General features: G+C 49.2%; 34 protein-coding genes. 7 read left to right on the forward strand and 27 right to left on the reverse strand.

Going from position 1 to position 25,044, the window contains the following annotated elements; translation table 11 throughout:
* Positions 1-100: 100 nt before the first annotated feature.
* From ACNA6I_RS14160 to ACNA6I_RS14170, 3 genes are all read right to left on the reverse strand, one after another.
* A complete protein-coding gene (locus tag ACNA6I_RS14160) occupies positions 101-1,132 on the reverse strand; it encodes a DUF4030 domain-containing protein (protein WP_416313613.1) in 1,032 nt (343 codons plus the stop codon).
* Positions 1,132-1,629: a sigma-70 family RNA polymerase sigma factor gene (locus ACNA6I_RS14165; RefSeq protein ID WP_416313614.1), complete on the reverse strand. Its 498-nt coding sequence runs from the start codon at positions 1,627-1,629 to the stop codon at positions 1,132-1,134. The genes ACNA6I_RS14160 and ACNA6I_RS14165 overlap by 1 nt, the downstream gene beginning before the upstream one ends.
* 197 nt (positions 1,630-1,826) lie before the next feature.
* Positions 1,827-2,498 carry an NAD(P)H-dependent oxidoreductase gene (locus ACNA6I_RS14170; RefSeq protein WP_416313615.1) on the reverse strand — a complete coding sequence of 224 codons (672 nt, stop codon included), beginning with the start codon at positions 2,496-2,498 and terminating at the stop codon, positions 1,827-1,829.
* Between the two features lie 122 nt (positions 2,499-2,620).
* Here ACNA6I_RS14170 and ACNA6I_RS14175 point away from each other — a divergent pair, with 122 nt between their 5' ends.
* A complete protein-coding gene (locus tag ACNA6I_RS14175; protein ID WP_252265856.1) occupies positions 2,621-3,490 on the forward strand; it encodes a LysR family transcriptional regulator in 870 nt (289 codons plus the stop codon).
* A 133-nt stretch (positions 3,491-3,623) separates the two neighbouring features.
* Here the strand turns inward: ACNA6I_RS14175 and ACNA6I_RS14180 are convergent, their stop codons facing one another.
* The 10 genes from ACNA6I_RS14180 to ACNA6I_RS14225 all read right to left on the reverse strand — a co-directional run bounded on the left by ACNA6I_RS14180 (position 3,624) and on the right by ACNA6I_RS14225 (position 11,081).
* Positions 3,624-3,848 (reverse strand): hypothetical protein, encoded by a 225-nt coding sequence (locus tag ACNA6I_RS14180; protein WP_252265855.1) that lies wholly within the window; start codon positions 3,846-3,848, stop codon positions 3,624-3,626.
* A complete protein-coding gene (locus ACNA6I_RS14185) occupies positions 3,824-4,312 on the reverse strand; it encodes an NUDIX hydrolase (protein WP_252265854.1) in 489 nt (162 codons plus the stop codon). The genes ACNA6I_RS14180 and ACNA6I_RS14185 overlap by 25 nt, the downstream gene beginning before the upstream one ends.
* A 24-nt stretch (positions 4,313-4,336) precedes the next feature.
* Positions 4,337-4,693 carry a DUF4362 domain-containing protein gene (locus tag ACNA6I_RS14190; RefSeq protein ID WP_416313616.1) on the reverse strand — a complete coding sequence of 119 codons (357 nt, stop codon included), beginning with the start codon at positions 4,691-4,693 and terminating at the stop codon, positions 4,337-4,339.
* 120 nt (positions 4,694-4,813) lie between these two features.
* Positions 4,814-5,029 carry a hypothetical protein gene (locus tag ACNA6I_RS14195; protein WP_048005537.1) on the reverse strand — a complete coding sequence of 72 codons (216 nt, stop codon included), beginning with the start codon at positions 5,027-5,029 and terminating at the stop codon, positions 4,814-4,816.
* A gap of 399 nt (positions 5,030-5,428) precedes the next feature.
* Entirely contained in the window at positions 5,429-5,602 is a 174-nt protein-coding gene (locus ACNA6I_RS14200) for a hypothetical protein (protein ID WP_162838961.1), read from the reverse strand.
* Between the two features lie 113 nt (positions 5,603-5,715).
* Positions 5,716-6,318, reverse strand: a complete 603-nt coding sequence (locus ACNA6I_RS14205; protein ID WP_416313617.1) for a hypothetical protein — start codon at positions 6,316-6,318, stop codon at positions 5,716-5,718.
* On the reverse strand, positions 6,315-6,455 hold the full coding sequence (locus ACNA6I_RS14210) for a hypothetical protein (protein ID WP_416313618.1): 141 nt from the start codon (positions 6,453-6,455) through the stop codon (positions 6,315-6,317). The genes ACNA6I_RS14205 and ACNA6I_RS14210 overlap by 4 nt, the downstream gene beginning before the upstream one ends.
* On the reverse strand, positions 6,452-9,706 hold the full coding sequence (locus ACNA6I_RS14215; RefSeq protein WP_416313619.1) for an FtsX-like permease family protein: 3,255 nt from the start codon (positions 9,704-9,706) through the stop codon (positions 6,452-6,454). The genes ACNA6I_RS14210 and ACNA6I_RS14215 overlap by 4 nt, the downstream gene beginning before the upstream one ends.
* Entirely contained in the window at positions 9,703-10,395 is a 693-nt protein-coding gene (locus tag ACNA6I_RS14220; RefSeq protein ID WP_416313620.1) for an ABC transporter ATP-binding protein, read from the reverse strand. Before ACNA6I_RS14220 ends, ACNA6I_RS14215 begins: the two co-directional genes overlap by 4 nt.
* A 140-nt stretch (positions 10,396-10,535) precedes the next feature.
* Positions 10,536-11,081 carry a helix-turn-helix domain-containing protein gene (locus ACNA6I_RS14225; RefSeq protein ID WP_159129256.1) on the reverse strand — a complete coding sequence of 182 codons (546 nt, stop codon included), beginning with the start codon at positions 11,079-11,081 and terminating at the stop codon, positions 10,536-10,538.
* A 118-nt stretch (positions 11,082-11,199) separates the two neighbouring features.
* Here ACNA6I_RS14225 and ACNA6I_RS14230 point away from each other — a divergent pair, with 118 nt between their 5' ends.
* The 4 genes from ACNA6I_RS14230 to ACNA6I_RS14245 all read left to right on the forward strand — a co-directional run bounded on the left by ACNA6I_RS14230 (position 11,200) and on the right by ACNA6I_RS14245 (position 14,562).
* Positions 11,200-11,799, forward strand: a complete 600-nt coding sequence (locus ACNA6I_RS14230) for a LysE family translocator (protein ID WP_416313621.1) — start codon at positions 11,200-11,202, stop codon at positions 11,797-11,799.
* 124 nt (positions 11,800-11,923) lie between these two features.
* Entirely contained in the window at positions 11,924-12,400 is a 477-nt protein-coding gene (locus ACNA6I_RS14235; RefSeq protein ID WP_416313622.1) for a GNAT family N-acetyltransferase, read from the forward strand.
* 284 nt (positions 12,401-12,684) lie between these two features.
* Positions 12,685-13,974: a right-handed parallel beta-helix repeat-containing protein gene (locus ACNA6I_RS14240; protein ID WP_416313623.1), complete on the forward strand. Its 1,290-nt coding sequence runs from the start codon at positions 12,685-12,687 to the stop codon at positions 13,972-13,974.
* Between the two features lie 21 nt (positions 13,975-13,995).
* Entirely contained in the window at positions 13,996-14,562 is a 567-nt protein-coding gene (locus ACNA6I_RS14245; RefSeq protein WP_063190999.1) for a maltose acetyltransferase domain-containing protein, read from the forward strand.
* 75 nt (positions 14,563-14,637) lie between these two features.
* Here the strand turns inward: ACNA6I_RS14245 and ACNA6I_RS14250 are convergent, their stop codons facing one another.
* Positions 14,638-15,216 carry a histidine phosphatase family protein gene (locus tag ACNA6I_RS14250; RefSeq protein WP_416313624.1) on the reverse strand — a complete coding sequence of 193 codons (579 nt, stop codon included), beginning with the start codon at positions 15,214-15,216 and terminating at the stop codon, positions 14,638-14,640.
* A gap of 137 nt (positions 15,217-15,353) precedes the next feature.
* Here ACNA6I_RS14250 and ACNA6I_RS14255 point away from each other — a divergent pair, with 137 nt between their 5' ends.
* Positions 15,354-15,515 carry a hypothetical protein gene (locus ACNA6I_RS14255; RefSeq protein WP_416313625.1) on the forward strand — a complete coding sequence of 54 codons (162 nt, stop codon included), beginning with the start codon at positions 15,354-15,356 and terminating at the stop codon, positions 15,513-15,515.
* Between the two features lie 18 nt (positions 15,516-15,533).
* Positions 15,534-16,328, forward strand: coding sequence for a GNAT family N-acetyltransferase (locus ACNA6I_RS14260; protein WP_416313626.1), 795 nt, complete (start codon positions 15,534-15,536; stop codon positions 16,326-16,328).
* A 70-nt stretch (positions 16,329-16,398) separates the two neighbouring features.
* Here the strand turns inward: ACNA6I_RS14260 and ACNA6I_RS14265 are convergent, their stop codons facing one another.
* From ACNA6I_RS14265 to ACNA6I_RS14325, 13 genes are all read right to left on the reverse strand, one after another.
* Positions 16,399-16,968, reverse strand: a complete 570-nt coding sequence (locus tag ACNA6I_RS14265) for a GNAT family N-acetyltransferase (protein ID WP_416313627.1) — start codon at positions 16,966-16,968, stop codon at positions 16,399-16,401.
* 112 nt (positions 16,969-17,080) lie between these two features.
* Positions 17,081-17,752 (reverse strand): permease, encoded by a 672-nt coding sequence (locus ACNA6I_RS14270; RefSeq protein WP_048005549.1) that lies wholly within the window; start codon positions 17,750-17,752, stop codon positions 17,081-17,083.
* A gap of 119 nt (positions 17,753-17,871) precedes the next feature.
* Positions 17,872-18,237: a fluoride efflux transporter FluC gene (locus ACNA6I_RS14275; RefSeq protein WP_048005550.1), complete on the reverse strand. Its 366-nt coding sequence runs from the start codon at positions 18,235-18,237 to the stop codon at positions 17,872-17,874.
* Entirely contained in the window at positions 18,234-18,608 is a 375-nt protein-coding gene (locus ACNA6I_RS14280) for a fluoride efflux transporter FluC (RefSeq protein ID WP_252265838.1), read from the reverse strand. The genes ACNA6I_RS14275 and ACNA6I_RS14280 overlap by 4 nt, the downstream gene beginning before the upstream one ends.
* Before the next feature lie 84 nt (positions 18,609-18,692).
* Positions 18,693-19,133: a GyrI-like domain-containing protein gene (locus ACNA6I_RS14285; protein WP_416313628.1), complete on the reverse strand. Its 441-nt coding sequence runs from the start codon at positions 19,131-19,133 to the stop codon at positions 18,693-18,695.
* A gap of 145 nt (positions 19,134-19,278) precedes the next feature.
* Positions 19,279-20,076 carry a pentapeptide repeat-containing protein gene (locus tag ACNA6I_RS14290; protein ID WP_416313629.1) on the reverse strand — a complete coding sequence of 266 codons (798 nt, stop codon included), beginning with the start codon at positions 20,074-20,076 and terminating at the stop codon, positions 19,279-19,281.
* 31 nt (positions 20,077-20,107) lie between these two features.
* Positions 20,108-20,335 carry a hypothetical protein gene (locus ACNA6I_RS14295; RefSeq protein WP_148796909.1) on the reverse strand — a complete coding sequence of 76 codons (228 nt, stop codon included), beginning with the start codon at positions 20,333-20,335 and terminating at the stop codon, positions 20,108-20,110.
* A complete protein-coding gene (locus ACNA6I_RS14300; RefSeq protein WP_416313630.1) occupies positions 20,320-21,114 on the reverse strand; it encodes an aminoglycoside phosphotransferase family protein in 795 nt (264 codons plus the stop codon). The genes ACNA6I_RS14295 and ACNA6I_RS14300 overlap by 16 nt, the downstream gene beginning before the upstream one ends.
* A gap of 16 nt (positions 21,115-21,130) precedes the next feature.
* On the reverse strand, positions 21,131-21,619 hold the full coding sequence (locus tag ACNA6I_RS14305; protein ID WP_416313631.1) for a hypothetical protein: 489 nt from the start codon (positions 21,617-21,619) through the stop codon (positions 21,131-21,133).
* A gap of 474 nt (positions 21,620-22,093) precedes the next feature.
* Positions 22,094-23,308, reverse strand: a complete 1,215-nt coding sequence (locus ACNA6I_RS14310) for an MFS transporter (RefSeq protein ID WP_048005555.1) — start codon at positions 23,306-23,308, stop codon at positions 22,094-22,096.
* Positions 23,305-23,763, reverse strand: a complete 459-nt coding sequence (locus ACNA6I_RS14315) for an ArsR/SmtB family transcription factor (protein WP_048016018.1) — start codon at positions 23,761-23,763, stop codon at positions 23,305-23,307. Before ACNA6I_RS14315 ends, ACNA6I_RS14310 begins: the two co-directional genes overlap by 4 nt.
* A gap of 118 nt (positions 23,764-23,881) precedes the next feature.
* A complete protein-coding gene (locus tag ACNA6I_RS14320) occupies positions 23,882-24,376 on the reverse strand; it encodes a cyclophilin-like fold protein (RefSeq protein ID WP_416313632.1) in 495 nt (164 codons plus the stop codon).
* Positions 24,373-24,954, reverse strand: coding sequence for a DapH/DapD/GlmU-related protein (locus ACNA6I_RS14325; protein ID WP_048005557.1), 582 nt, complete (start codon positions 24,952-24,954; stop codon positions 24,373-24,375). Before ACNA6I_RS14325 ends, ACNA6I_RS14320 begins: the two co-directional genes overlap by 4 nt.
* Between the last annotated feature and the right edge of the window lie 90 nt (positions 24,955-25,044).

A 25,044-nucleotide genomic window follows, 5' to 3' on the forward strand; every position in this document is an offset into this window, starting at 1 on the left:
CATAGGCGTGCCTCCTGTATGTAGTCTTCACCTAACTATACCATTATTTGTATTTATATTCCTGACAATATAAGAAAAAAGACGCCATTGGCGCCCTTTCTTATCGATTAAGAATCTTATCCTCTTTGCTGTAGATGTTAATATGGTCGTCATCATCCTTCACCTTAGAGCTCAGTTTATCCGACTGCAATACTTCATCGATGGCTTTCTCCAGTTCCTCTGCAAATGCCTTCGCATCGACATCCTTTTTCGATATGCTCAAGAATGCCTGGATTTCCGGCTCCGGATGGACAGAGTAGCCCACCATTCTGACGTTGTACTCCTGTTTCCCAAGAAGATCGTCTTGCAGGAGGGTGAGGATTTCCCGCCAGCGTTTATCTTGATCCCGTTTATCCATGTTAATTTTCTTGAAGGACACGTTGATTTCATCCATTCCGTGTGAGCTTACGATTCCATCGAGTATTTCCTTGATTTCTTCTTCCGTGTCTTCATTACTAGGGATTTCAATTTGCAGCTCTCTCGAACCATAATCCACGCTCGTCTGGAGCAAGCTGATGCCCCGTTTATCTGCTTCCTTTGCCAATTCGTCATAGATGGTCATGAACTCCTGGGAATTTCTTTTTTCTTCCTCGGTCGGTTCCATTACTTCTTCTCTACCTCGGTTCACCTCTACTCCATACGCATCATGATGTCTTTTCTTTAAGATATCCTTCACATCTCGCTCTATTTCTGATTTCACCTTGGTATAGTAGGAATTGTCACCACCGACCGAGATCCGGATGACCTTCTCAGGATACGAAACTCCCATTCCCATGATGGTATACTTCTCTTCAAGTTCATCTGCAATCTCCTGAACAACATCCTCACCATTTTCCGGTACGACGATCTTACCCAGATACGGAATCTTTGCTACCATGCTCGCCATAGCCGGCGATACTAATGCCGACCCAACAAACAGGCCGAACAAGACAACGGCGGCACTCGCTGTGAGCAAGAAGCGATTGACCGGAAACCTCCTCCGCTCCTTCTTCCCTCTATGGATGGCAACTTCGATGGACCAGTTCAACCGTTCCTCCGGGATATCAATGTCATCGATCTGTTCCTTCATCTCATTTGTCCACGGCTCTTTCATCACACGCACCCCTTTTTCATCTCTGTTTTCAAATAGGAAATCGCCCTATGTAAGCGGACTTTGACCGTGCCTTCAGGACATTCGAGGAGTTCGGCGATCTGCTTCACCGTCAAATCCTTGTAGTACCGGAGGATGATCACCGTCTTGTATGGAACATCCAGCCGCTCGATCGCCCTTACCAGATCCATCCGGTCCTCGATCCCGAGGTCCTGCTCCTTCGCCACATCATCGAGATCATCCTTAAGCGTCATCTTTTCGTGCTTCCGGATGAAATCCAGAGCCGCATGAATCAATATCCTCGTAATCCACGTGGAAAAGTAATGGGGTTGCTTCAGTTTATCAATCGATACGTACGCTTTATAAACCGCTTCCTGGACCACATCCAGTGCATCATTTTCATTCTTCACATAGAGATAGGCCATCCGGTAGAGCCGGGCCTTCTCGAACTGGATCAATTCCTGGAATGCCTTCGCATTCCCCTTCTTTGCTTTCTTCACCAAATCCACCATGGGCTTCACCACCTTTTCTATACGTTAGACAATCCTGATAGATGGAACGTTTCAACTATTTTTTCAAAAAGAAAAAGCCTCAAGATAACTTGAAGCTTATGTTCGTCTATTACTATAGCTGAATGTTAACAATAGGCGCCATCCCCATAGGATATGACGTTTTCACTACTTTATTTTCTACTTACTCAGTTCACCCATTCCACGACGTCTTCCATGGCCTGTCTGGACTTCCCACGATGAGGTTCTTCTACACGATACCCGAATGCCGCCATGACCGAGATCCCGAAGTTCTCGCTGTCGAGGATACCTGCTTCCTCGAGGATAAGGGTGGCTTTTTCATAGTTGAATCCTTCGATCGGACATGAATCAATGCCGATCATGGCGGCTGAGGTCATCATATTGCCGAGGGCGATGTACGTTTGCTTGCTGGCCCAGTCGAATAATGCCCGTTCGCTTTCGTAGATGTTGATGTCCTCGTCTTGGAATCTTCTGTAAGCCGCCACCATCTCGTCCATCATGTGATCGGGTACTTCCTTGACGTTTCTCAACAGGTGCTGCGCATAGTCTGATTCTGGCGTCGCATTCTTACGCGCAAGGATGATGGCCATATGACTTGCAGTCGGCAACTGCCCTTGTGCTCCGAAGCTTACTTCGCGCAGTCGCTCGCGGATTTCAGGATTTTGAAGGATAACGAATTTCCAAGGCTCATAGCCCACGGAGCTCGGTGACAACCTTCCTGTCTCAAGGATATAGTCAAAATCGGCATCGGAGATTTTTTTCTCCGGATCGAATGCTTTTGTTGCATGACGGAAGGAAAATGCGTCGAGGACGGCTTGTTTTGTGTTTTCGTTGCTCATGATTGATTCCACCTTTTCTTGAATATGATTGACTCTTTTTATTGTATTGAACATCTATCGTTTAGTAAAATAGATATATCAGAACGAAACGTTCAGTAATATTGAACTTAAGGAGAGTCACTATGGAACTGCGTCATCTACTCACATTCAAGACCATCGTCGAAAAAGGCGGATTCAAAAAAGCGGCAGACGAGCTGGGATATGCCCAGTCTTCCGTCACCAATCACATCAAGGACCTGGAAGATGAGCTTCATCAACCCCTATTCGATCGACTCGGGAAGAAAGTGGTCCTCACCACCTTCGGAAAAGAGTTCTTCCCCTATGCCACCAAGATCATCGACCTATATACAGAAGTAAAAGAAAAGGCCACCCATCAAGATGAGCCGAGCGGCAACCTCAGGATCGGGGCATTCGATCACCTCACGAGCTATCGTCTGCCACAGATCCTCGTCGAATACAAAAGAAGATACCCGAACGTGAACCTGTCTATTTCGTCCATCGACTTTCACAATCTCCACTCGGAACTTCAGAACGGCACCATCGACCTTGCCCTTATCCTTGAGACGAAAGAGTGGACCCCGAAGGAGCTGACCGTCCAACCGATCAAGCACGAGCCGATGGTACTGATATCACCGCCAACCGAACAAGATACCGATCCGACACGGACCGTCCTATATACAGAAAAGACGTGTGCCTACAAGAGCCTGTTCGACCGGTACATTGACCAGCAAAGCCTCGAAATCCAGGGAAGCGTGGAATTCGGAAACATCGAAGCCATCAAGCGCTGTGTCATGAGTGGCCTCGGAAGCTCCATGCTCCCGTATTTCACCGTGAAGAATGAAATCGATCAACACGCGTTCAAAGGCGACATCATTGAAGATCCGGCCTATCAAATCACCACATTCGTGGCGTATCACAAGGACAAATGGATCTCACCGGCCATCGCTTCCATGATCTCTCTCATTGAGGATCATGCCGAGCATTGGGATTGATTGATTCATAGAAAAAACGTGCATCATCCTTTTAATTTGGAGATGCACGTTTTATATGGTGCTGTTTGCCTTTACGGGCCGGCACCCCCGCTCCGCCTGACTCGTTTCACCAAAACGGTCACCAGGTACCCCATCAGCAAGAGAAGGATATACAGGCGTACATCGAAGGAACGAACATTTCGGCAACCACTTCTGAAAAGGAGATCCCGCTCAGCACCGATATATGTTCCGTTGCTCCCGATAGCAGGATGAACATGGCCAGATTGGAAAGAAAAAATCCAATGACCATCAGTGAGACGGCCCGCCCTACGGATACCTTCTTCTCCAGCTCCTCTATTTCCCCGATAGCACTTCCCACTCATCATACACAACGGCTTCGCCAAGTCCCCCTGTACGCAGCCATTCAAAGGCCTTGAGTACAAGCGGCGACGCATTATCAATCGTCACTTCTTCTTCAGAAACCCATACAGCCCCCAGGGAATCCTGCCCCTCGAATTGCTCGGGTACCACGATCCCACCGCCGATTTTCCTGACAGAATAATAGACGGCGATATGATGGACATTGGTGAAGCCACGCCATTCCCATGGGAGCTTGAAGTCCCTCACACCGATGTTCTCTTCGATTTCAATTTCCACACCCGTTTCCTCAAGGAACTCCCTCTTCATTGCCTCATTCAGCGACTCCCCGTCTTCAAGACTTCCGCCCGGAAGATCATACCGGTGAATATAGGGTCCCCCGTTCTTCAGGATGACCAGGAGCTTCCCGTCCCTGGCATAAATTCCGTACACGCCGAATGCCCTATGATACTTCTGAACTGTCATATTGTCTTCTCTCCGTTTCTTTCATCATTGAACGGGTGCGAGCTGAAGCTTTCCGTCTTTCTCAAAGTCGCATCCTTCCAAGCTATAATGCTCTCCGTCGTTCCCCTTTGTAATCGTGAAGTCCCCACAGACATATTCTTCGATAAGTTCACCATCTACGCTGTGAGTCACCTCGATCTGCTTGCTCGTATAGTCCATGGTATGTACGACCCGTTGACCCTCGATCCCGTAACTTACATAATCGATGACCTGGGATTTCCCCTCTTTGACATTCTTTGCAAATGTCTTTAACCCTTCGCTATTCTGAATCTCCCCGTGATTGTTGACCACTTCGACCGTCGCGAGACGCTGGCAACCGCACAGGATACTTACTAGAAGCATGGCCAATGCAAAATAACGCATCCCCATTCCACACCCTTTTTGTTTAAATATACCATTAACTAAAATGAACATCTTGCTTTTTCACGCAAAAAAACAGGGAGTCCCTTCCCCCCTGTTCGGCTAATCCTGCTCCCCACTTACGTCCACGTCCAACCCATCTACCACAATGGAAAACGAAACAGAGTCCATGAGCCAGGATTCAAAGCATCTTCGAATGGCATATGCGATTTCTTCTTTGGTTCCACTTTCATCAATATTCAGTTCCTCTAGGCTGAACGTTTGCTCCATACGTGCATCTTCTCCTGCCGTGCTGGCAGTGAAGGTTACGGTTGTCATGTTGGATCCCTCTCCTGTCCCATTCCATTGGGTGTTCATTTCTAATACAATACGTTTCGTTTTGCTGCGGGAGTCCGCTGCACTTCACTATGTGATATGAAAGGGTGCCAGCAATCTAGATATCTATTGATACGTACTCTATGTAAAGACCTCTGATTCCTCGTATCTTTTTACGAGCGCTCACCTGTTCAAACCAAAGAGTGCATTGAAGCGAAAGGCGCTTGACTCCTGCGGAAAGGAGGAGAAGCGAGACCCCGCAGGCACGAGGAGGCTCGATCTCCTCCCCGCGGAAAGCAAGCGCCTGCAGCGGAAAGGAACGGTCACATTTCCATTTATCCAAACTTTAAAATAAAACATTCTCACCAGTGACAGAAGAAGAAATGCGAATTTTCCCTTCCCCTACTGACCACTTCCAGTATGACGATTGTCCCCCATCATGTAGTTCGAACTATCACCCGGCTTCGCATTCGGATCGGTTGGGATATGAGGGTTATTGTTGTTTCTCCTGCGCCTCCAGTCAATGAATAACGCGAACAATAAAACCCCTACAATCAGTATGACAAACCACCACATATCGGTTTCCTCCTTCGTCGAGTGGAATCCATCTTTACTATATATACGAACGTGCTCGAGAATGGTTTCAAATTTCTACCATTCCATTCATATATGGAGGACGCATATCAATCTTATTCTCTATCCAACGCCTCCAAATCAACAAGCAGATCCGACAAAAGCATTCCGTTTTTATCCATTTTGTAATAAAGGACTTTCGTATCTTTCGGTATTTCAAAGCTCTTTAGAAAGATGATGTGACCATCAGGCTTAATATTCGCATTGTTCCACCGTTCCTTTTTAACAAATGTCGTTTGGACGGCTTCGTATTCTTCTCCGTTTTCATCGATTACAATCTGACCTCTGAGGGCAAATGGTGTATCTGTATTCGATCCCTCTTCTGTGTTTTCATTGGGGAGCATTTTCACTTCCCCCTGAAGCGTAATGATCTCATTGTCGGGGTTCTCCGGAGCAATCTTCTCTACAGGTTCTGCCTGGTCCACTACAATAGAATATTCAAAGGATTCTTTTGCTTCACCCAATGTTACTTTATTCGCCCCGTTTTCCAAGGCAGCCAATGCTTCTTGCGATTCGTTCCCTTCTTTCTCTTTGCTCTTTTCTTCCTGTTTGCCTGTCGTTTTTTCATCCGTACCCGAACCGGACATCCCCACAACTAGATAGCTGATTCCTGCAATGACAATGAGTGCCCCGACCAATGAAAGGATGAGTTTCTTCATAAGGCCTCACCTGCCTTCCCTGTAATCATCCGGATATCCTTCTCATTTACTTTGAATTCTCTTATCAACAGTTCTACCACATTCATGATCCTCACACATACTCCCCCTTTTTTATGTTCCACCTTTACTCCCATCACTCTGTTGCTTCCTCACTCATCCCCTTCAAATCAATCAATAAGTAAGGTCGCGGCTTCCCGCTTGTGGCCCTCCTCATGTAGAGTGGCGTTGCGTCTTTTGGCACTTCAAAGCTTAGTTGAAGAATGACATGGCCACCTTTTAGAAGTTTGATATTATTCCATTTCTCCCTTTCAAGGACGCTTGTTTGAACAGGCGTGTAGACATTGTTCTTATCATCCATAAGATCAAGTCCTTCCAGGGTGAACTCTGTGTCATCAATTGAATATTCATCATCCTTACGTGCATCCAGATAAAACTCCCCCTGCAATGTAATGATTTGGTTATCGGGGTTCTCAGGGCTAATGGGCTCCTCTGCTTCAGCTTCTTTAAATAAAATCCTTAAGGACTGATCCTCCGTCACTTCATCACCGAGCTCTGCGACCATCCAAGCTTTATTCTCGATTGACTGCGAATCACGGTCTTCCTCACTGTCTTTGTCCTCAGGTTTTTCTTTTTTCTCCTCTTGCTTGAACACACTTTGTGTCTCTCCATCCGTCCCCTTTACCGTAGAAGGATCCTCTTTTTCCGATGCTGACTCTTTGACCTGAGGTACGGCATTGGCGAGCACCGCGATCATGCCGGCAAACAGGATGATGCCTCCTGTCACAAGGACGACTTTGAACCCTTTTTCCGTTTTCTCTGAAGTATCGGCACTTCCCCCCAGCGCCTGGTATGGCATGACCTTGACTGCCGCTGCTGCCGGAAATAAGGCCCCGAGCATACCCGTTGCGATCGGGATGAGTATGCAGGCCAGAATGAACGGTAGATGCTCCATCGGGAATTCTCCGTAAATCCTCCAGATGGCCGTAATGGCGATCACCAGGCCGAGGATGCCGGCTGCAAGGCCGCTGAGGAGTCCTTCATACAGGACAAGCCTGCGTACCTTCCCGTTCTGCCACCCGACGGATTTCAGTAGGGCAATCTCGGGCTTCCTCTCAGACACGTTCTGCCAGATGATCTCCGTCGTCGTCAGAATGGCAATGAGAAGGGCGACTCCCATGGCGATATAATGCATGGCTCCGACTTCCATGGCGACGTATTCCCCGAGCCATGTGGCAAACATGACCCCCTTCAACCTGAAGGTGATGAACAGGAAGAGGATGAAGAGACCCGTCGGAAGGGCGATGGAGACGATGGACAACACGCTTCGTTTCCACATCCCCATAAAGTGGTTCACACTCATCGTGAAGATGGACGCTGAAGGCAGTAAACGGCGGCCCACTGCTGTGATTTCACCGCTCCTCATGGCCTCATATGGTTTGATCTTCCGCACCAAGATGGCCGGTATGACCGTACCTAAAAGGTAGATCAAGAGACCGAAGAAGCCGATCAGAATAAATCGCATGAGCGAGGTGGATACGCTCGAGCTTATATAGAAATAACCAAGGATGACCCAGCTCACGAGCGAGACGAAGCTTCCGAGAAGTATGGCTTCCATGAACAGGAGCTTCGATAGCTGACTCGGTCTCCACCCCACGGAAAGGAGAACGGCGAATTCCTTCTTCCTCGTGAACATCATGATCAGATTAGACGAGAAGACATAGACGATGGCGACTAGGATCACACTGGCAATGATGGCGCTCAGTCCGACCTTCGCTTCCTTGAAGATCGTCATGGAGGATCCGATCTTGATCCACGGCTGTTCCACCCATCCGATTCCTTCCTTCCCTTTCAAACCGGGGACATGGGTCAGAGCCGGTTGAGGGGAGGAACCGAGGGTGATGTCAGTGATCAGACCCGTTTCCTTCTCGATTTGATCGGCCACGGCTTGAAGGCGTTTCTCGCTCTCATCATTCATGGTTTCGACGCCTTTCACTTTGACCCGGATCGAGGAAACGGGCTCTTCCCCCAGCACCTTCTCCGCGGCCTCCAGGGTCGTCAGCATCATCGGCGGCTTTGTGAGGAATCCATATGGGTTGTTCGTCGGCATCATCTCAACTGGCGGATTGACTGGATTCTGATCCTCATCCATCACTAAGTTTGATTTTGCCGGGAAATACGTTTCCATCGGAAGCTCTGTTAATGGATCTTTCGAAATTTCAAGCTTGGTAGGGTCATAGACACCTTTAATATCGAGCCTTAGGCGTTTCCCATCTTGCAATCTTTCTCCAAAGAGATTGACTTGACGGTACGCTTCCCGCTCCAACAATTGCACGTCATCGGGGATCAGATAAGGCTTTACCTCATAAGCAAACGGCCATCTTTCCGGGAACGGGCTGGACACCGGACGATACTCGACCGGTGACGCTTTGAATAGGACAATCGGGTCCAGGGCTAATCGCGAACCATTGGCCGAAGGATCCACAATATTTTTGATGTATTTTTCATGTGCTTCCTTGGAGGTGAACGAGTAGGATTCGATTTCTTCTCCTTCTTGCTTATCCAGATACTGTTCTCCACCTTTTTCCTTAATGCTTTCCATCGTCTTATCTCGTTCTTCTACAGGAAATGGAATGTCCAGTTTGGTAATGTTATAAAACTGCTTACTTTCGACAAAGTCCACATTGCTCAATAGGACCGGGATATTGGTTTCAACCATCTCTTCGAATTGGGACTGGGTCGCTTTATCGTTTTCCTCAAAGTATCGGCTGTTGTACCCTTCGACCACAGCTCCCTCAAGACCCACAAGGGCATTCTCAGCCTCAGGGTCGACCCCGGCCAGCATGACCTCCGAAATGACTGAAAGGGGAACATCACCTTCATAATTAAATGTCCCATGTTCCCCCATTCCTTCATCTGCCCAGCCGACCGAATAGTAACTATTGAATCCATTTTTTTGAGTCTCGTTGCCGTTCGTCAGCTCCTCCATATACTCTACGCGATAGATCCCGGGATCCTGAAAGGTCACTCTTTCTAAAGTCGTTTCATTATCCACAAACCCGATCATGGCAATCGGTGCCGCCACCTCGACATCGCCGATCCCTTTCACTGTCTCCAGCTGTTCCATGGTGATCCCGCCGGATAAGCCGCTCTGATAGTTCGGTTCGAGAAGATTCAACTCTTCTGTCACGCTGCGGGAATCGGCGGGTCGGACGACGATATGGTATGAGGACTTCCAGCGCTGCTGCAGTTCATCCACGACCGTTCCCGAATTGGACTGGGTCACCCCGACCAGATAGCTGAGCCCCGTGCTGACGATGAGCGCCCCGACCAACAGCAGGATGAATCGCCCCTTATTCCGCCACCAGCTGTTCCAGATGAACCTCATCATAGAGCCATGCCTGCCCTGTCCGAAATCACCCGGGCATCCTTCATCTCGATGATGCGATCCGCTTTCGCCGCAAGGGCGGGATCATGTGTGACGAAGATGACGCCGCAGCCCGTTTCCCGGTTAAGGGCTGAGAGGGTTTCGAAAATCACCTCTCCCGTTTCCGAATCGAGATTCCCCGTCGGCTCATCGGCAAGGAGCCACTTCGGTTCATGAATTAGTGCCCTGGCAATGGCAACGCGCTGCTGCTGACCACCCGAGAGCTGGGATGGGAGGGAATTCACCTTATCTTTCAGCCCTACTTTTTCAAGGACCGCCATCGCCTTTTCTTTTTTATTGTAAGAGACCTTCCGGGCAAACAATGGGGCCATGACATTTTCGAGTGATGTAAGGGTCGGGAGGAGATGGAACTGCTGAAAGATGAAACCGATCGTTTCAAAACGGAAATCGGCAAGCTCATTTTTCTTCATCTTCCGGACATCTTTCTCCCCGATCATGACGGTTCCTGAAGTCGGTGCATCCAGCGTCCCGATCAGGCTGAGAAGGGTAGATTTCCCGGAACCCGAGGTACCGACAATCGATACGAACTCTCCATCATGAAACGTCAAATTCACCCCGTCCAACGCCTTGGTCCCGATTCCATCCCCCTTGAATTCCTTCGTCACCGATTCACATACAATCCCATTTCCCACAAATAATCCCCCTTATGTATTTATCTGTAAATTTAGTATATTCTAACTATAGCAAATTAGGAGAGATATGTGGGAGTTTTTTGGAAAATACAAAAAAACCCTCTTAGATTCCTAAGAGAGCACGGAAGGTACCCAACCAATTAAAATGCAGGAGGCGTTACAGAGAAAAGGATACTTACCTCCTCTTGAGAGGTATTTCGGTACATATGCTCGGCAAAAGGAGGGATTTTCACGCTGTCCCCTGCCTGAAGGATATGCGTGGTTCCTTCCAGCGTCAGCTCGATCGGTCCATGCATGACAAACGCAACTTCTTCTCCCCTATGGGAAAGCGGTGAGTCGGAAGATGCTGCCCCTGCGGATAGCCTCATGATGGCCGTGACCAATGTGCTGGTGAAGTCCGGCGACACCAGTTCGTAGTGGATCCCGTCGATCATCATCTGCTTCCGTTCTTCCTTCCTGACAATCAGCTCGCTTGCATCGTGTTGCTCCATGAGGAAGGTGAAAACCGGTGTATCGAGGGCTTTTGCGATGGACTTCAGCGACTGGATGGAAGGCGTCGCCTTCCCCTTTTCAATCTGATTCAGCATGGATGTCGTGAGCCCTGCATCCTGAGCGAGCTGAGTTTGCGTCCTGCCCGCTTCTTTTCTGAGCTGGGTGATCTTCTTCGCTAATTCGTCTTGTTCCATGTTGACACCTCTTTAAATTAAATTTAATTATTTTAAATTATAATTGTCTATTTATGCATTACGTGTTAAATTTAATTTAACATTTTTTAACTAAAGTAGCCACTAAGGAGGGAGAACCATGATCACATTCCTATTGATGACCCTGTTCGTCGTCATCAGTCCAGGCGTCGACACGGCCCTGATCACGAAAAGGACCATTGCCGGAAGTAAAAAAGACGGCATCTGGATGGCCGTCGGTATTTCACTCGGTTCCCTCGGTCATACGATCGCCGTCACTTGCGGATTATCGGCCCTCCTCTTCCAATCAGCCTGGGCGTTCCAGATGTTGAAATGGGTGGGCGCCCTCTATTTGATCTACTTGGGGATCCAATCCCTATGGGTGAGGAAGCATACGGAGGAAGGGGCACAGGTGGAAGCAAAGCGCTCTCCCCTTATTCAAGGGCTACTCTCCAATCTCCTGAACCCGAAAGTCCTGATCTTCTTTCTCACGTTCCTGCCCCAATTCGTGACAGACACCGACCGAGCGATGGCATCGTTTCTCCTTATGGGGCTCACCTATACACTGCTCTCCTTGATCTGGTTCATCCTTTACGTCATCTGCCTTCATTACATCCGTGAATGGCTCCTTTCCCCAATCGTCCAAAGGTGGATGGAGGGTGCGACCGGTGTGGTGCTGATCCTGTTCGGCATCAAGCTGTTATTTACCCAGGGAGGATGAGCCCACTCATCGCACTTCAAGTTTCAGCACCTGGATCTTGGCCGCTCGTCCTTTTCTCCGCCTTGCCGACTTCCGGAAACTCTCCTATAATGAATATACTAAAAATTTACAATCGGAGGTCCTCATGAAGATTCGTTTACTGGAAGAGAAAGACAACAAGGCGATGGCAGCGATCATCCGCGACATCCTCGAAGCCAATCATCTCGACATCCCTGGAACAGCTTACTTCGATCCTTATCTGGACGACCTATCAAGCTACTATAGTGAACAGCCCGATGCCTGTTACTGGGTCGCGGTGAACGAGCAGGACCAGATCCTGGGAGGGGTCGGCATCGCCCCGTTTGATAGGGAACAGCGAATCTGTGAGCTGCAGAAACTTTATGTGTCACCGGAAGCCAGGGGACTCGGGGTTGCCAAATCGCTCATGAACACAGCCCTTGAATTCGCCTCAGACCACTATGATCACTGCTATCTCGAAACAATGGAACAGCTGAAGGCAGCCAACTCCCTGTACGATCGATTGGGCTTCACCAAGCGGACAAAACCCTTGGATGGATCCGAGCATGGAACCATGGATACGTGGTACATCAAACAGCTCTGACTTATTTGTAGAAAATGACCGATCGAACAATCTCAAAAAAGTACTCTTTCCACGATTTCTTTGGCAATCCGATCCTCTCCTTTATCGTTAATAGGAATAGTATAAAGGTGTGCCTGGGACAATCCCATTAAGATTGGAACGCATTTCTCTAAAAGACGTTAAGCAACGAATAAAATATCAATGGAAACATTCAGATCACGACCATCCCAACAGCGATTGGCTCTCTCCCATCGAACATGATCGTCTGTCACGGCACTTGAATCCATTAGCATCAAGGAGTTTTTATGAAACAGATCCTCAGTATCGCCATCATCCTATGTTGCTTCCTACCTCTTCACACGGAAGCAGCCGGACCATCCACTTTGTTCGTCTCTCCTGATGGAGATGACAGCGATCCCGGCACAAAGGAACAGCCCTTCAAGACGTTGAAAAAAGCAAGCGAACTGGCCGTTCCGGGTACCACAGTCTACCTGAGGGAAGGCACGTATCCGGAACGGCTGGACATCAAGCACTCCGGGACAAAGCAAGAACCGATCCGCTTCACCCACTATGAAGATGAGGTCCCGGTAATCAGCGGGGAGACTGCATCTGCAGATGGCGGCCTCATCACCATCCGCGATAAAAGCTATATCACGATCCAGGGACTCGATGTGGGTGGCCTCTCCACCGATCAAGAGGAGCCCACCCTGTCAGGTATTTTAGTAGAAGGAAACGGGACAGGCATCCGGATCCTTGATAATCGGATCCACGACATCACCACCACCCATCCGAACGGCAACGCCCATGGCATCGCCTTCTATGGCACAAAGGCACCTGAACCGCTCCAGGATATCGAGATCTCCGGCAATACCCTCGAAGACCTGACCCTCGGATTCAGTGAAGCGATGACGTTGAACGGCAATGTGACGGATTTCCTCATCAATGGGAATACGATCCGGAATGTAGATAACATCGGCATCGATGTCATCGGCTTTGAAGGGATCGCCCCGGTTGAGGAATACGATCAGGCGCGCGAAGGCATCATCCGTGACAATCATGTGTATAACGTCAGCAGTCATTCCAACCCTGCCTACCATGAAGAATACTCCGCCGGAGGCATCTATGTGGACGGAGGGAGGGATGTGGTCATCGAGCACAACATCTCCCATCATAACGACCTCGGAATCGAGATTGCCAGTGAGCATCCCGGCAAACAAACGACGCGGGTCCAGATTGCCTGGAACCAAGTTTACAGGAACCGCTACACGGGTATTTCAATCGGGGGTTACGATTTGAAACGGGGCGGCACCACGCACACCCGCATTTCCCATAATCTCCTTTACGGGAATGACACCATGGGCATGGACGGGGGACAGCTGCTCATGCAGTATCATGCCACTCAGAATCTGGTGGAAAACAACATCATGATCCCCACCGATACCGGCTTGTTCCTGGTTAGCCTCCACCCGTCCAACCGGGACAACCAGCTGATCGGGAATGTGTACGGGAACGACAGCAGTGAGTCCGACCGCTGGATCTGGAATGGACAAGACATCACCCATCCGCCCTTCATCCCCGGTGTGATCCACAACTAAAATCGAAAGGGGCCATTGCCCATGAAAACCGAAAAAGAAAAGATGCTTGCAGGAGAGAACTACAATCCCGCCGATCCCGAGCTCGTGGCAGGAAGAACCCATGCCCGTGAAAAGATCCATGACTTCAATCATTCACCGGTCGCAGACCTCGACAAGCGCACATCCATCATCCGCGAACTATTCGGTGAAACCGGAGACCAGTTCTTCATCGAACCTAGCTTCCGCTGTGACTATGGCTCCAATATTTACGTCGGGGAGAACTTCTACGCGAACTTTGACTGCGTCCTCCTTGATGTATGCGATATCCGCATAGGTGACAACTGCTTCATTGCCCCTGGCGTACACATCTACACCGCCACCCACCCGATTGACCCCCATGAGCGGAACAGCGGCATCGAGTCAGGCAAACCCGTCACCATTGGTGACAACGTCTGGATCGGCGGCCGTGCCATAATCAACCCCGGTGTCACGATCGGCGACAATGTTGTCATCGGATCAGGGACAGTGGTGACAAAGGATATCCCTGATAACGTCGTAGTCGGTGGGAATCCTGCCAAGGTCATCAAGTGGGTCAACAATAAAGGGTGACCTCCCCCATGGACCAACCAATCTCTAATGAAGGAAAAAGACCAAAAGACACCCCGATGCCTTTTGGTCTTTTTGTTAGATCAAGTGCTTAGCGCAATTGTATAGGGAACAGTCCCACCGATCCTCGTGATGATGCAACACCGTGATGGATGTATTCTCCATATTCGTCTGTTGGAATGCATCGGGCATCAATCGCTTGAGCGTCAAACCAATCAAGGCCCCGTGGCTCACCACCAACACCCTCTTGCCTTCATGTTTCTGCACCACTTCTTCCAAAAACCTTACGCCCCTGCCCGCTACGTCTTCATGCTTCTCCATCCCAAGAGCCCTGGTGCGCCATTCCTTTCCCCACTTTTCGAGGCGCTCTTCTTCCTTCATGCCTTCCGCTTCCCCGCAGTTCACTTCCCTGATCATTTCATCCGTATGATGAAGGGACAGCCCGATTTTACTTCCTATGATTTCGGCTGTTTCAGTTGCCCGGCATAGATCACTCGCGATGATGAGATCCCACGGCTCCTCGCCGGCTAGCCTCTCACCCAATTTATCCGCCTGTTCCCTGCCTGTTTCATTCAGAGGTATGTCGCTGATTCCCTGAGCCTTCCCCAATAGGTTCCACTCTGTGATGCCATGTCTGATGAGTCCGACTGTTGTCATGATGGTCTCCTCCCACGCAAGAAATTCGTTCTATCTAACCTACTTCTACTCCAAACGTGGATTCACCTTCATTTCTCCCCACTCCACCATCCAATTCATGGTAAAATAGGAAACACTACATCTTAAAGGAGCGACCCATGCAAACATCACTGATCATACTACTCATCAATCTCGTCACCTTGATGATTGTGACATCCAAACAAAAGAAAGGCCGGATCACCCTGACCGCAAAAAAAAACATCATCGGACTCGGCATGACGGTTCTTGTAATCAATGTCATGCTGACGTGGATGATGTAATAGAAGGAAGGAGCAACCATGAACCCAACCGATGATCTATACAAACTGGACCTCTCCTACCTCGGGGCCTTCTCGACCCGCCTCGACACTACGTGGGGAGCTCTCTTTTATAACGAAAATCAGCCCCGCTACTACGATGCCAATCATGCACACGTCATCCGGGAGTGCCATGATCCGCAAGCAATGGTTGCGGAAGTGGTCTCTTTTTATCAGAAAAAGAACCTCGTCCCGCGACTCTACATCCATGAGCTCCACCTTCAACAACAGCTGCTGTCTGAACTAGAAAAGAATCAGTTCCAGTACGAAGAATTCGTCAGCCCCGTCCAGCTATGGAACAACCAGGTGGCGAGGGTGGCCGACAAACAAGGGGTGACAATTGAAGAAGTGACCGGGGAAAATGTCCAAGAAGCCATCGATGTTGAAAGCACCATCAAGGAATTCGGCAGCAAGGACACCATCACAAAGGTCTTCATGGAGCAATTTGCCCACCCTTCGTTCAGCTACTATCTCCTCAGACTCAATGGGGAGGCGTGTTCCACTGCCTGTCTGTTTCAAGACGGTCTGGATGCCCGCCTTGAAAGCGTCGCGACCCTTGAATCTCACCGGGGAAAGGGATTAATCGGTCACCTCATCCGCTTCATCCAGGAAGAATCCTTGCGGAGAGGATTCGCCAACCTATGGGTCCTGCCGATCAATGAAGCCGTGGAGAAGGTGTATGCGCGCTACGGGTTTACGACCGTCGAAAGGATGCGGAGCGGGCATGCCTTTCTTTCCGGCAAGAGCATCAAGGATATACGGGAAGGTCATTCATGATCTGAATCTCGGAAACGTCGACAACAAAACGGGACAGCGGCATACATACCACTGTCCCGTTTTGTTAATATCACTTTCCCTTCTTCCTATACTCTTCCTGCAGAAGCCCATAAAGAGCACAATCTTTATACTGATTTTTAGCATTGCGGATCATATGTTTAATCGTACCTTCTTGCTCCATTCCATTCTTGAGCATAATCTTCCCTGAAGCAGGGTTATCCACATTATGTGCGGCTGAGATCTTATGAACGTTCATCCTTCTAAAACCAAAATCAATGACCGCTTTAAGGGCTTCAGTCCCGTACCCCTTGTTCCACCATTTGTAACCGATAGAATAGCCGACCTCACAATTATCCGTCAGACCATCAAAATGAAAAAGATCGATCGCTCCTATCAATTCACCGCTCGTTTTCAGTTCCATCCCCCAATAACAGAACTCCTGTGACTTATAGTTCTTCACGATTTCTTTTACCCTCTCAATTGTCTCCGATACAGACTTATGGGCACCTTTTATGAGATTGTCCATTACCCGATCATCGCTAAGCCAATGATCGAATACACACTGAGCGTCCGAGAGCTCGAGCTTCCTTAAAATCATTCGTTCCGTTTCCAGTACCGGCGTACCGAGATAATGTATCATCCGTCCCCCACCTCAACCCTATCAAGCTACTATTTATTTCTTCACATTCAAGCGTTTCTCCTTCTTCGATTAGGATATGGGTGAACGGCCGTGCCCATATCGATGCGGTCTTTCAAATAAATCTCATCAAATACTCTCTGAATATTTTCTCCATTACCTTGGGAGTGTTCTCGATATAAACCGTCATCTGCTCATTGTTGGACTCGAATGTATCCTCGCTGCTCTCTTTCATCGCAAAATCAGATATGCCTTTTATGATCATGCACTCCACTTGATTCTTCTTACAGATGTACGCAATGGCCCCTGCTTCTGTATCAGCGATCGTGATGTTATGTTCCTTAAGCTCTATATAATCCTTCCACATCACCACGGCCTTATCTGCCGTGCCGATCGTTCCCGTATTAAAATCATTCCCGTAAGGTGATAGATCGATATGGACGATGAAGGATTGTTTGATAAAAGGCTCTATCTCTTTAACGGTGCAGTCATATTGCACGGCTTGATCCGGTACAACAATATCCAAAGGACGGAACCGTTCATCTATCCCTGCACATGTGCCGGCGACGATCACTTTCGTTAGCCCAAAGGTAGACATCATATACTGATTCGCACCGACCCCGTTTACTTTCCTGACGCCGGTGCTGTAGAAAACAAGCTCTCGCCCATTGATTGTCCTCATGAAATACTCACCGTAGGGATAGGCAAAACGTTCGCCATCTTTGACGCTAAAGTAACTCAGCGTCGCGTCGAACTCCCACTTCGTCGCGATACTTATACCGATCATGGTTGAAACCCCCTTTTCCAGTGACCTTATTTTACCATAAAATGTTATTCCCTTGCGCAAATCTCAACATAAAAACAGCACTCCGAGTCCGTTCCTCAAGGTGCTGTTTCATTGAATTGCTATAAAAGGCGACCCACCATCAACCCGATGTAGGCACTCAGGATCCCCCCGACATAGCAGCAGCTATTATAGTAGATAAATGCCCGCTTCTCCTTCTTGAGATGAAGCTGAACCCCTTCAAGTTTGAACGTAGAAAAGGTCGTGAACGCCCCCATCATCCCTGTCCCGAAGAACAGCATCAGGGTGTGCCCCGCCGTGCTTCCTGTGAGGAATCCGAGGATGAACGAGCCAAGGATATTGACCGTCAGGGTGGAAACGGGCACGGTGGATGAGCTTTTTTTATTGATGGCCTGCGTAGTCGCAAACCGGGCAATGGCTCCGATAAAGCCGCCTGCACCGACGAGTAGAAGGGATAAGAGGCTCATTGCGCACCTTCTTTCTCCGTCAAACGGAAGCCGATCCTGCTCATGAACAGTCCGCCGAAGATACTGAGGGCAATATAGAGGAAGGCCAGTCCCGTCCGTCCGCCTTCAAAAAGGGCGAGGGTTTCCACACTCAACGTGGAAAACGTAGTGAAGGAGCCGATCATCCCCGTGCCGATGGCCGTCTTCACCATGGGGGACAAGGACCACCTCTCCACGAGCACTGTCGTAAAGATCGCCAGCAGGAAACTCCCGATCAAATTGGTGACCAACGTGGCAACCGGAAATACGCTGCCACTATACACATATATGCCCACGAGATACCGAAGAACCGCCCCGACGGCACCTGCCGCACCGACCCATAGATAGATCATGATGAAAAACTCCTTTTGAACGAATAAATATCCCATCCATCTTACATCAATTCCAAGCCTAAAGAAAGAGCGCGCAAACGCCATTCACCCTTTGACGGGAAGAAAGATCTCCACGTCTTCTCCATCCTCGAGGGCATGGTACACTTCGATGATATCAGCGGAAAGATTCCGTTCAAATCCATGTTCCCCTCCCCAGGCCACAGCCTTTTCATGAAGATCGTCCACTTTTTCAATTGGGGCCCTGCCGCTTACGTACTTCCCTCCCGCTTCCACATAGACCATCCCCGAGGGAGCATCCTGTCTTTCCTCCACCATCAGCCCTACCACATAGCGTCCGGTGCGGTGCCCCTCACCCCGCTTTGCTTCAAATAGGGCGATTTCGATTCCCGTTGAATGCTTGACCTCCGCCGCCCTTTCCATCATGGTCTTAGCCAAGGCAGGAACCGATTCACCGAAATCACTGAATTCTCCTCTTGCCTCCATTCCCACCATCCTGAACGACTTTTCCACTGCTTCAAACGTCATGATCCTTCCTCCTAAATGTCTATGTCTGAAATCAAATCATCCCTATATCATTCTCGAAGACTGCCAGTAATTCCTACACCGACATACTAGCAGACGTAAAAAAACACCTTAGCGATGAAGGTGTTTTGCTAAAGGAGCTATGCTTTTACTGACGTTCCCAATGTCCGGGACGCCTCAGTCGTTCGGGGAGCTTGGTATCCTTATCGCCTTTTGCCGAATTCACCTGGGACTGAGTCAAGAAAAGCGCACCGGTTAAGTCCGCACCGCTCAAATCGGCGTCGCGCAGGTCGGCCCCGATGAAATCGGCTTTCCTTGCGTCTGCCCCCTTCAAGTTGGCCGCAATCATAAGCGTCCCCCTGAAATCCTGGCCACGGAGATTCTGCCCTTTCAGGTTCACCCCGATATAATCAGGCTTTCGTTTCTTGGCAGGGACTCCTTCTCTATACACCCGACTTGTTTCCTTCAGGTACTCGTTGACCTTGAATCGGTGCGAAACGACATCGATTCCAAGGATCGCCTCCGGTGTCTGTTCCGTCAATTCCACGGTCTCATCAAAGAGTGTCTGAAGCTTATCCCGAAAAGGCTCGGTCTCTTTTAAACAAAGCGCCTGATCAAGATACGAGAGCATTTCATGAAGTTGCTGGACAATGGGAAACACGGCGAACATCTCCTCTGCACGCTTCGGATCCTCCTGCCATCCCCGTCCCCCATAAATCCCCTGCGACACATGCTGTCCCGCTCCAAAGCACTCATATGTCACGCATCCCTTGAACCCTTCATCCAAGAGGCGATCATGGATCGAGCACAGATGATTGGAACACAGATTCCTGCATGGCACACCACCGTCCTTATCCAGCGGAAAATCCGCCGACTTCCCATACGGCAACGCCACACAGCAGAGACCGAAGCAGCTCGCGCAGTCCGATGATAGATTCCTAATCATGAACGTCACTTCCCATTACCTTTTTCCACTATTATACTCCTTTGTACGGGCGGTCTCTTCTTCTTTTTTTCTTTTTGAACCAGAGTGTCGAGAGGACATATCCGCTTAGCATCAACAGTGCAATGGAACAAACTCTCAACACGATGGATAGAAAAGTTCCCGACTCCAGTTGATCTCGGGCCATTCTGATGTAGTAATAGAGGGCGCTGGCAGCAGCAAGATAAACAAGAGAATAAAAGAATCTCACTCTTCCACCCATCTGTGCCCTTCCCTTTTGATAAACGCAAGCTCCCGTTCGTAGTGATCATAATGACCTTCATCGATCATCCGCTGGAACGCCTCATCCCCTTCTGCTGCCTTCCGCTTCATCGTTGATTGAAGAGCCTGGACGCGGCGCTTGACCACATCAACAATCCCTTCCTTCAGGTGCTCCATCCCATAGGCTTTGAAAAAGAGATCGATCCGTTCCTTTCTTAAGTGAGCATCCCTGCCGGCTTCGTAGTAGACCGCTTCCCCGTTCTCATCAAGATGCCCCACCCCAAGAGGCACGCACGTATAGAGGGCATATGCCACATCCCATACCCTCGGACCTGGCGCCGCCACATCAAAATCGATGATCCCCGCAACCTGCTTGTTATGAAAAATAATATTGTATATTGCGAAGTCATTATGACAAATGAACTCGTATGGACCCGGCGTATCATCGAGGGGCTCCCATTCTTCCTCGAACGGGAAATCACTTACCGCGTCGTGGTAGCCACGAAGCATTTTCGCGATGTCGATCAACACTTCATCCGACCACATATACGATTTGAGGGGATAATTCCCGGCTTCCCCATTCAGGTAAGAAAGCATCTCTCTCCCCTTTTCATCAATCCCCATGAACCTCGGAGCATGGGAAAATCCTTTCTCTTCCAGGTGTTTCAACAGCTTATGTATCCTTTCGCTCTCAGGCTTTATTTCACGGCGGACCGTGTTTTCGACTCGGTACACCTGCGACACATTCCCCCCGGATAGCTTTTCTTCCTGTTGGCTCATTCCATATCCCCCTTTGCTAAATCATATAAATGATGATCAAAAGCACCACGACTCCGATGCCCAGTGAATAGCCCGGAACCTTCTGTTTATCACGTGTTTGGCGATTAACGATCGACACGATCCAAAAATAAAAAAGCCAGATAAAATAGACAATCATCCCATACATGATCCAGCGCTGTTCGTCCACCCATTCAAACAGGCTTCCGCTCATGCCAAGCATGAGGTAGACGGTGATGGAGACGATACCGATGATGATCAGCAGGATCGGTGCACTCTTCCAGAATCGTGCCTGGAACAGATCCGGTTTCTTCTGAAGCTGCAGCATCAGCAGAAGGTACGCACACCCCGTGACGCCCAGGATGAATAGCGCCCCGAGGAGCATGAGGATGAACGCCATCCCATCATTCCCCGGTGCGACGCTGATCGGGACATCTGCAACATCGACAAAGAACAGAAGAATGATGAGGGAGAGGATCGTCAGTACTTGATACATGGTCCATTTCATTGATTTGATAGAATCACTCCTTGGTGTAAAAGCGTTGATTTGCTGGTGGAATAGCGGGAACGGTTGGGTGGTGATGAAGAAATCGTTCGCCACTGCGTGGATTCCCTTTCTTTTTTATACGAATTCAATCGAAAAAAGATTCATCCAGCGAGAGAGTCAACACCTACTATTGTATATTACTTCCATTCTATTAAATACGTATGGGAGTTGGTAGAATCATAGGAAACTTGGTAGTAACGGGACGGAGTCGGTAATGATGCAAAAAAGTTGGTCATACGTCTCCTATGTTCGTAATAGGACTTTCGTCAAATCACAGAGTTGGTAATAAAAATTCGATTCCCGGTAGAAAATTTCAAAAAGTCGGTAGTATTTTTTCAATTTTCGGTAATAATGCCGGCTATAAATGTGACGAAGACGTCCAATTTGATGATGAATGGGGTTATCCACAGGATATGAAGGGAAATCCCATCCCCTTTACACTCCTTCCTGTGCAGCGACCACCTTTTCCCTTCGCCAGCACGTCGCCATTAATAAAGCGAATGCTATTCCCGAGATTCCGAGACTGATTGAAACGACGACCACCTTGATCCCCAACGTTTCACTCAAGACGCCTGCTAGGACCGTAAACAGGATCAAGCCGATGCTCTTCACGACCCCGAGCGTAGAGGCTACACGTCCCATCCGTTCAGCAGGGACGCTCTGTTGAAAGAAGGTCTGAAATCCGGTATTGGAGAAGGCTGAAAAGAATCCGAGTATGATGAACCCTATCGCGGCGGCCGCGAAACTGCTTGCGAATGCATAGATTACATAGCCGATGCTGAACAAGAAGGAGCCGTAGCCGATCAAGTGGGGAATCTTTAGCCGCTTTGCTACCCCTGCCATCAGCAATGATCCCGAGAGATATCCCGCACCCGTGATGCTCATCAGGAGGCTGAAATCCCGTTCGGTTAGCCCGATGATTTTCTGGGTGAAGACGACTTCTTGGGAATCGAGGGCCATACCGAGGATGACGGTTCCCTGGAACAAGAGGAACACTATGAGGAAGTGGCGGTTTGCTTGTAGGAATGACCACACCATCTTCCAGTCTTGGCGGATGGATTTCTCTTCTTTCTCACGATGTAAAGGTGCATGGAGACTGGGTAAAAACGACAATAACGCTGCTGATAGAAGGAACGATGCCGCATTGGCCCAGATCGCCGTATTATAGGACCAGTGAGAGACAAGGAAGCCCGCGATGGCAGGTCCGATGACTAGAGATCCCGTTATAAGGATGGAGCTGATGGAGTTATAGCGAAGCAGTCTTTCCCTCGGTACAAGGAGAACCGTGTAGGCACCGGATGCCGGATTGAAGAATGAAGAGGAGAGACTGATCAAGAAGAGAATGCTATAGATCAACCAGAGGTCGGATAGGAAAGGGATCAGTACAACAAGTAGAGCCCGAATCAGATCCGCTCCGATCATAACCATTTTTTTGTTCACACGATCGATCACACTTCCCGCCCAGGGACCTGTCAGAATCCCGGCAATCGGTCCAATGAGCCACAGGCCCGCTACGGCCGCCACGGAATTCGTCTTGGCGTATATCAGCAAATTCAGGGCAACCAAATACACAAACTCCCCTACGTATGAGATTCCGACGGCTCCCAGCAAGATGCCCGGTGCTTTCCACTCGGCCCACTTCACGCTCATTCGGATTCCACCTCCTCAAAGGTACATTCCACTTTGTATTCGTCTCTTTCGTCGTCTCTTGAGGAAACCTGGCTTTCCCATCGGACAAACAACTGTTCAAGCTCAAGGAGGAATTGCTCTTTTTCGTCCTTATTCAGGCTCAGATTAGTCCCTATGGACCCACTCGCCTTTCTTCCATCACTTTCATGATGCTTCACTTCAAATCTCGTGGAACGAGCACGGTAGTATTTCTCCACCACCCCACCCTTTTTCTGCTCCCGGACAAGATCCACAATGCCCCCTTTGTGAAGAAGCTGAACATGATAATGGATGCTGCCTGCGGATTTCCCCAGCCGTGTGGCTACTTCCTTCGCAGTCAACTCCTCTTCCTTCAACAGGTGGAGGATTTTGATCCTCGTTGCATTGGCAATCAACTTCTGCTTATCAGCGGAAATGTAGAACGGTTCTTCTTTCATCAAAAACAGCTCCTGACAATCTAATATTTTAGAACAATCTAATTATTTAGATTATCTACCGTTTTCACTTTTAAGTCAACAAAAAAAGCAGAAAAAGGAAAATCCCCTTCCTACTTTCTCACTTCTCCCTCAACCTCACAATCTCATCTTCTCCCATTCCAGCCACCTTCTCGATCCCGCCGTCTTCCATCCTGCCCATGAGCACCACACCTTTTGCATACGATTCGTCCTTGTAATACAGCGTGACGTCTCCCCACGGAGCGTAGTAGGCAAAGTCACCGGCTGAAGGAGTGTCTCCTTCTGGGGCTCCTTCGGTCGTCAGCTTTTTCGGCGGATAGCTGAGCTTCTCGAATCCGCCGAAGTCTTTGAAGCTGAGCTCCAGTGGCAGCTGATTTATAAAGTCCCTGCTCGTGGGGTTGTCGTACATAGTGATCTCGACGTCCTCTCCCCCAATTTCGGCCATTATGATCATCTCTTCAGTCGGTTTCACAACCTTCTCCTCCTTTTCAGTCACGGTCTTGGTTCGTTCACGAGGTTCGGGCGCATCCAATCCGCAGGCAGATGCGATCAGTACCGCAACGGTCACACCGATTCCGAATAACTTCCCTTTCATTCGCTCTCTTCCTCGATCGTCTTCACTACTTTTGCCGGCACGCCTGCCACAACGGTTCCTTCCGGGACATCCTTCGTGACAACGGCTCCTGCTGCGACGACGGCGCGGTCACCGATGGTCACGCCCGGCAGGATTGTCGCACCCGATCCGATCCACACACTTTTTCCAATGGTGACAGGGGATGCATACGTGGTATTCCTCGTTTTCATGTCGAGACCGTGATTCAGCGTGGCGATGTTGACATTCATACCAATCAGGCTGCCGTCGCCGATGTGGATGCCGCCGCGGTCCTGGAACGAACAGCCTGTGTTGAAGAACACGTCCTTCCCGATCGAGATGTTCTTGCCGAAGTCTGTGTAGAACGGCGGGAAGCACATAAACGAATCGTCTACTTCACGACCGGTAAGTTCACGGAAGATCTCGACGATTTCTTCTTTGGAATGATAGCTCGTATTCAGCTTCATCGTCATCCGCTGAGCTTCAAAACTGCAGTCCGTCAGCATGCCGTGAAGTTCCTTGTCCTCGCCCGCAATCGGGTGTCCCGCCCTGCAGTATTCAATGAATTCGTCCATATTCATATGATGACCACCTTTCAAACCTATTCTTCCTTTATGGTAAGATGGTATGATTAAAATAACAAATACCTATAGCAAATACACTCATATAGT

The sequence above is a fragment of the Rossellomorea sp. FS2 genome (assembly GCF_047915635.1).
GTDB lineage: Bacteria > Bacillota > Bacilli > Bacillales > Bacillaceae_B > Rossellomorea > Rossellomorea marisflavi_A.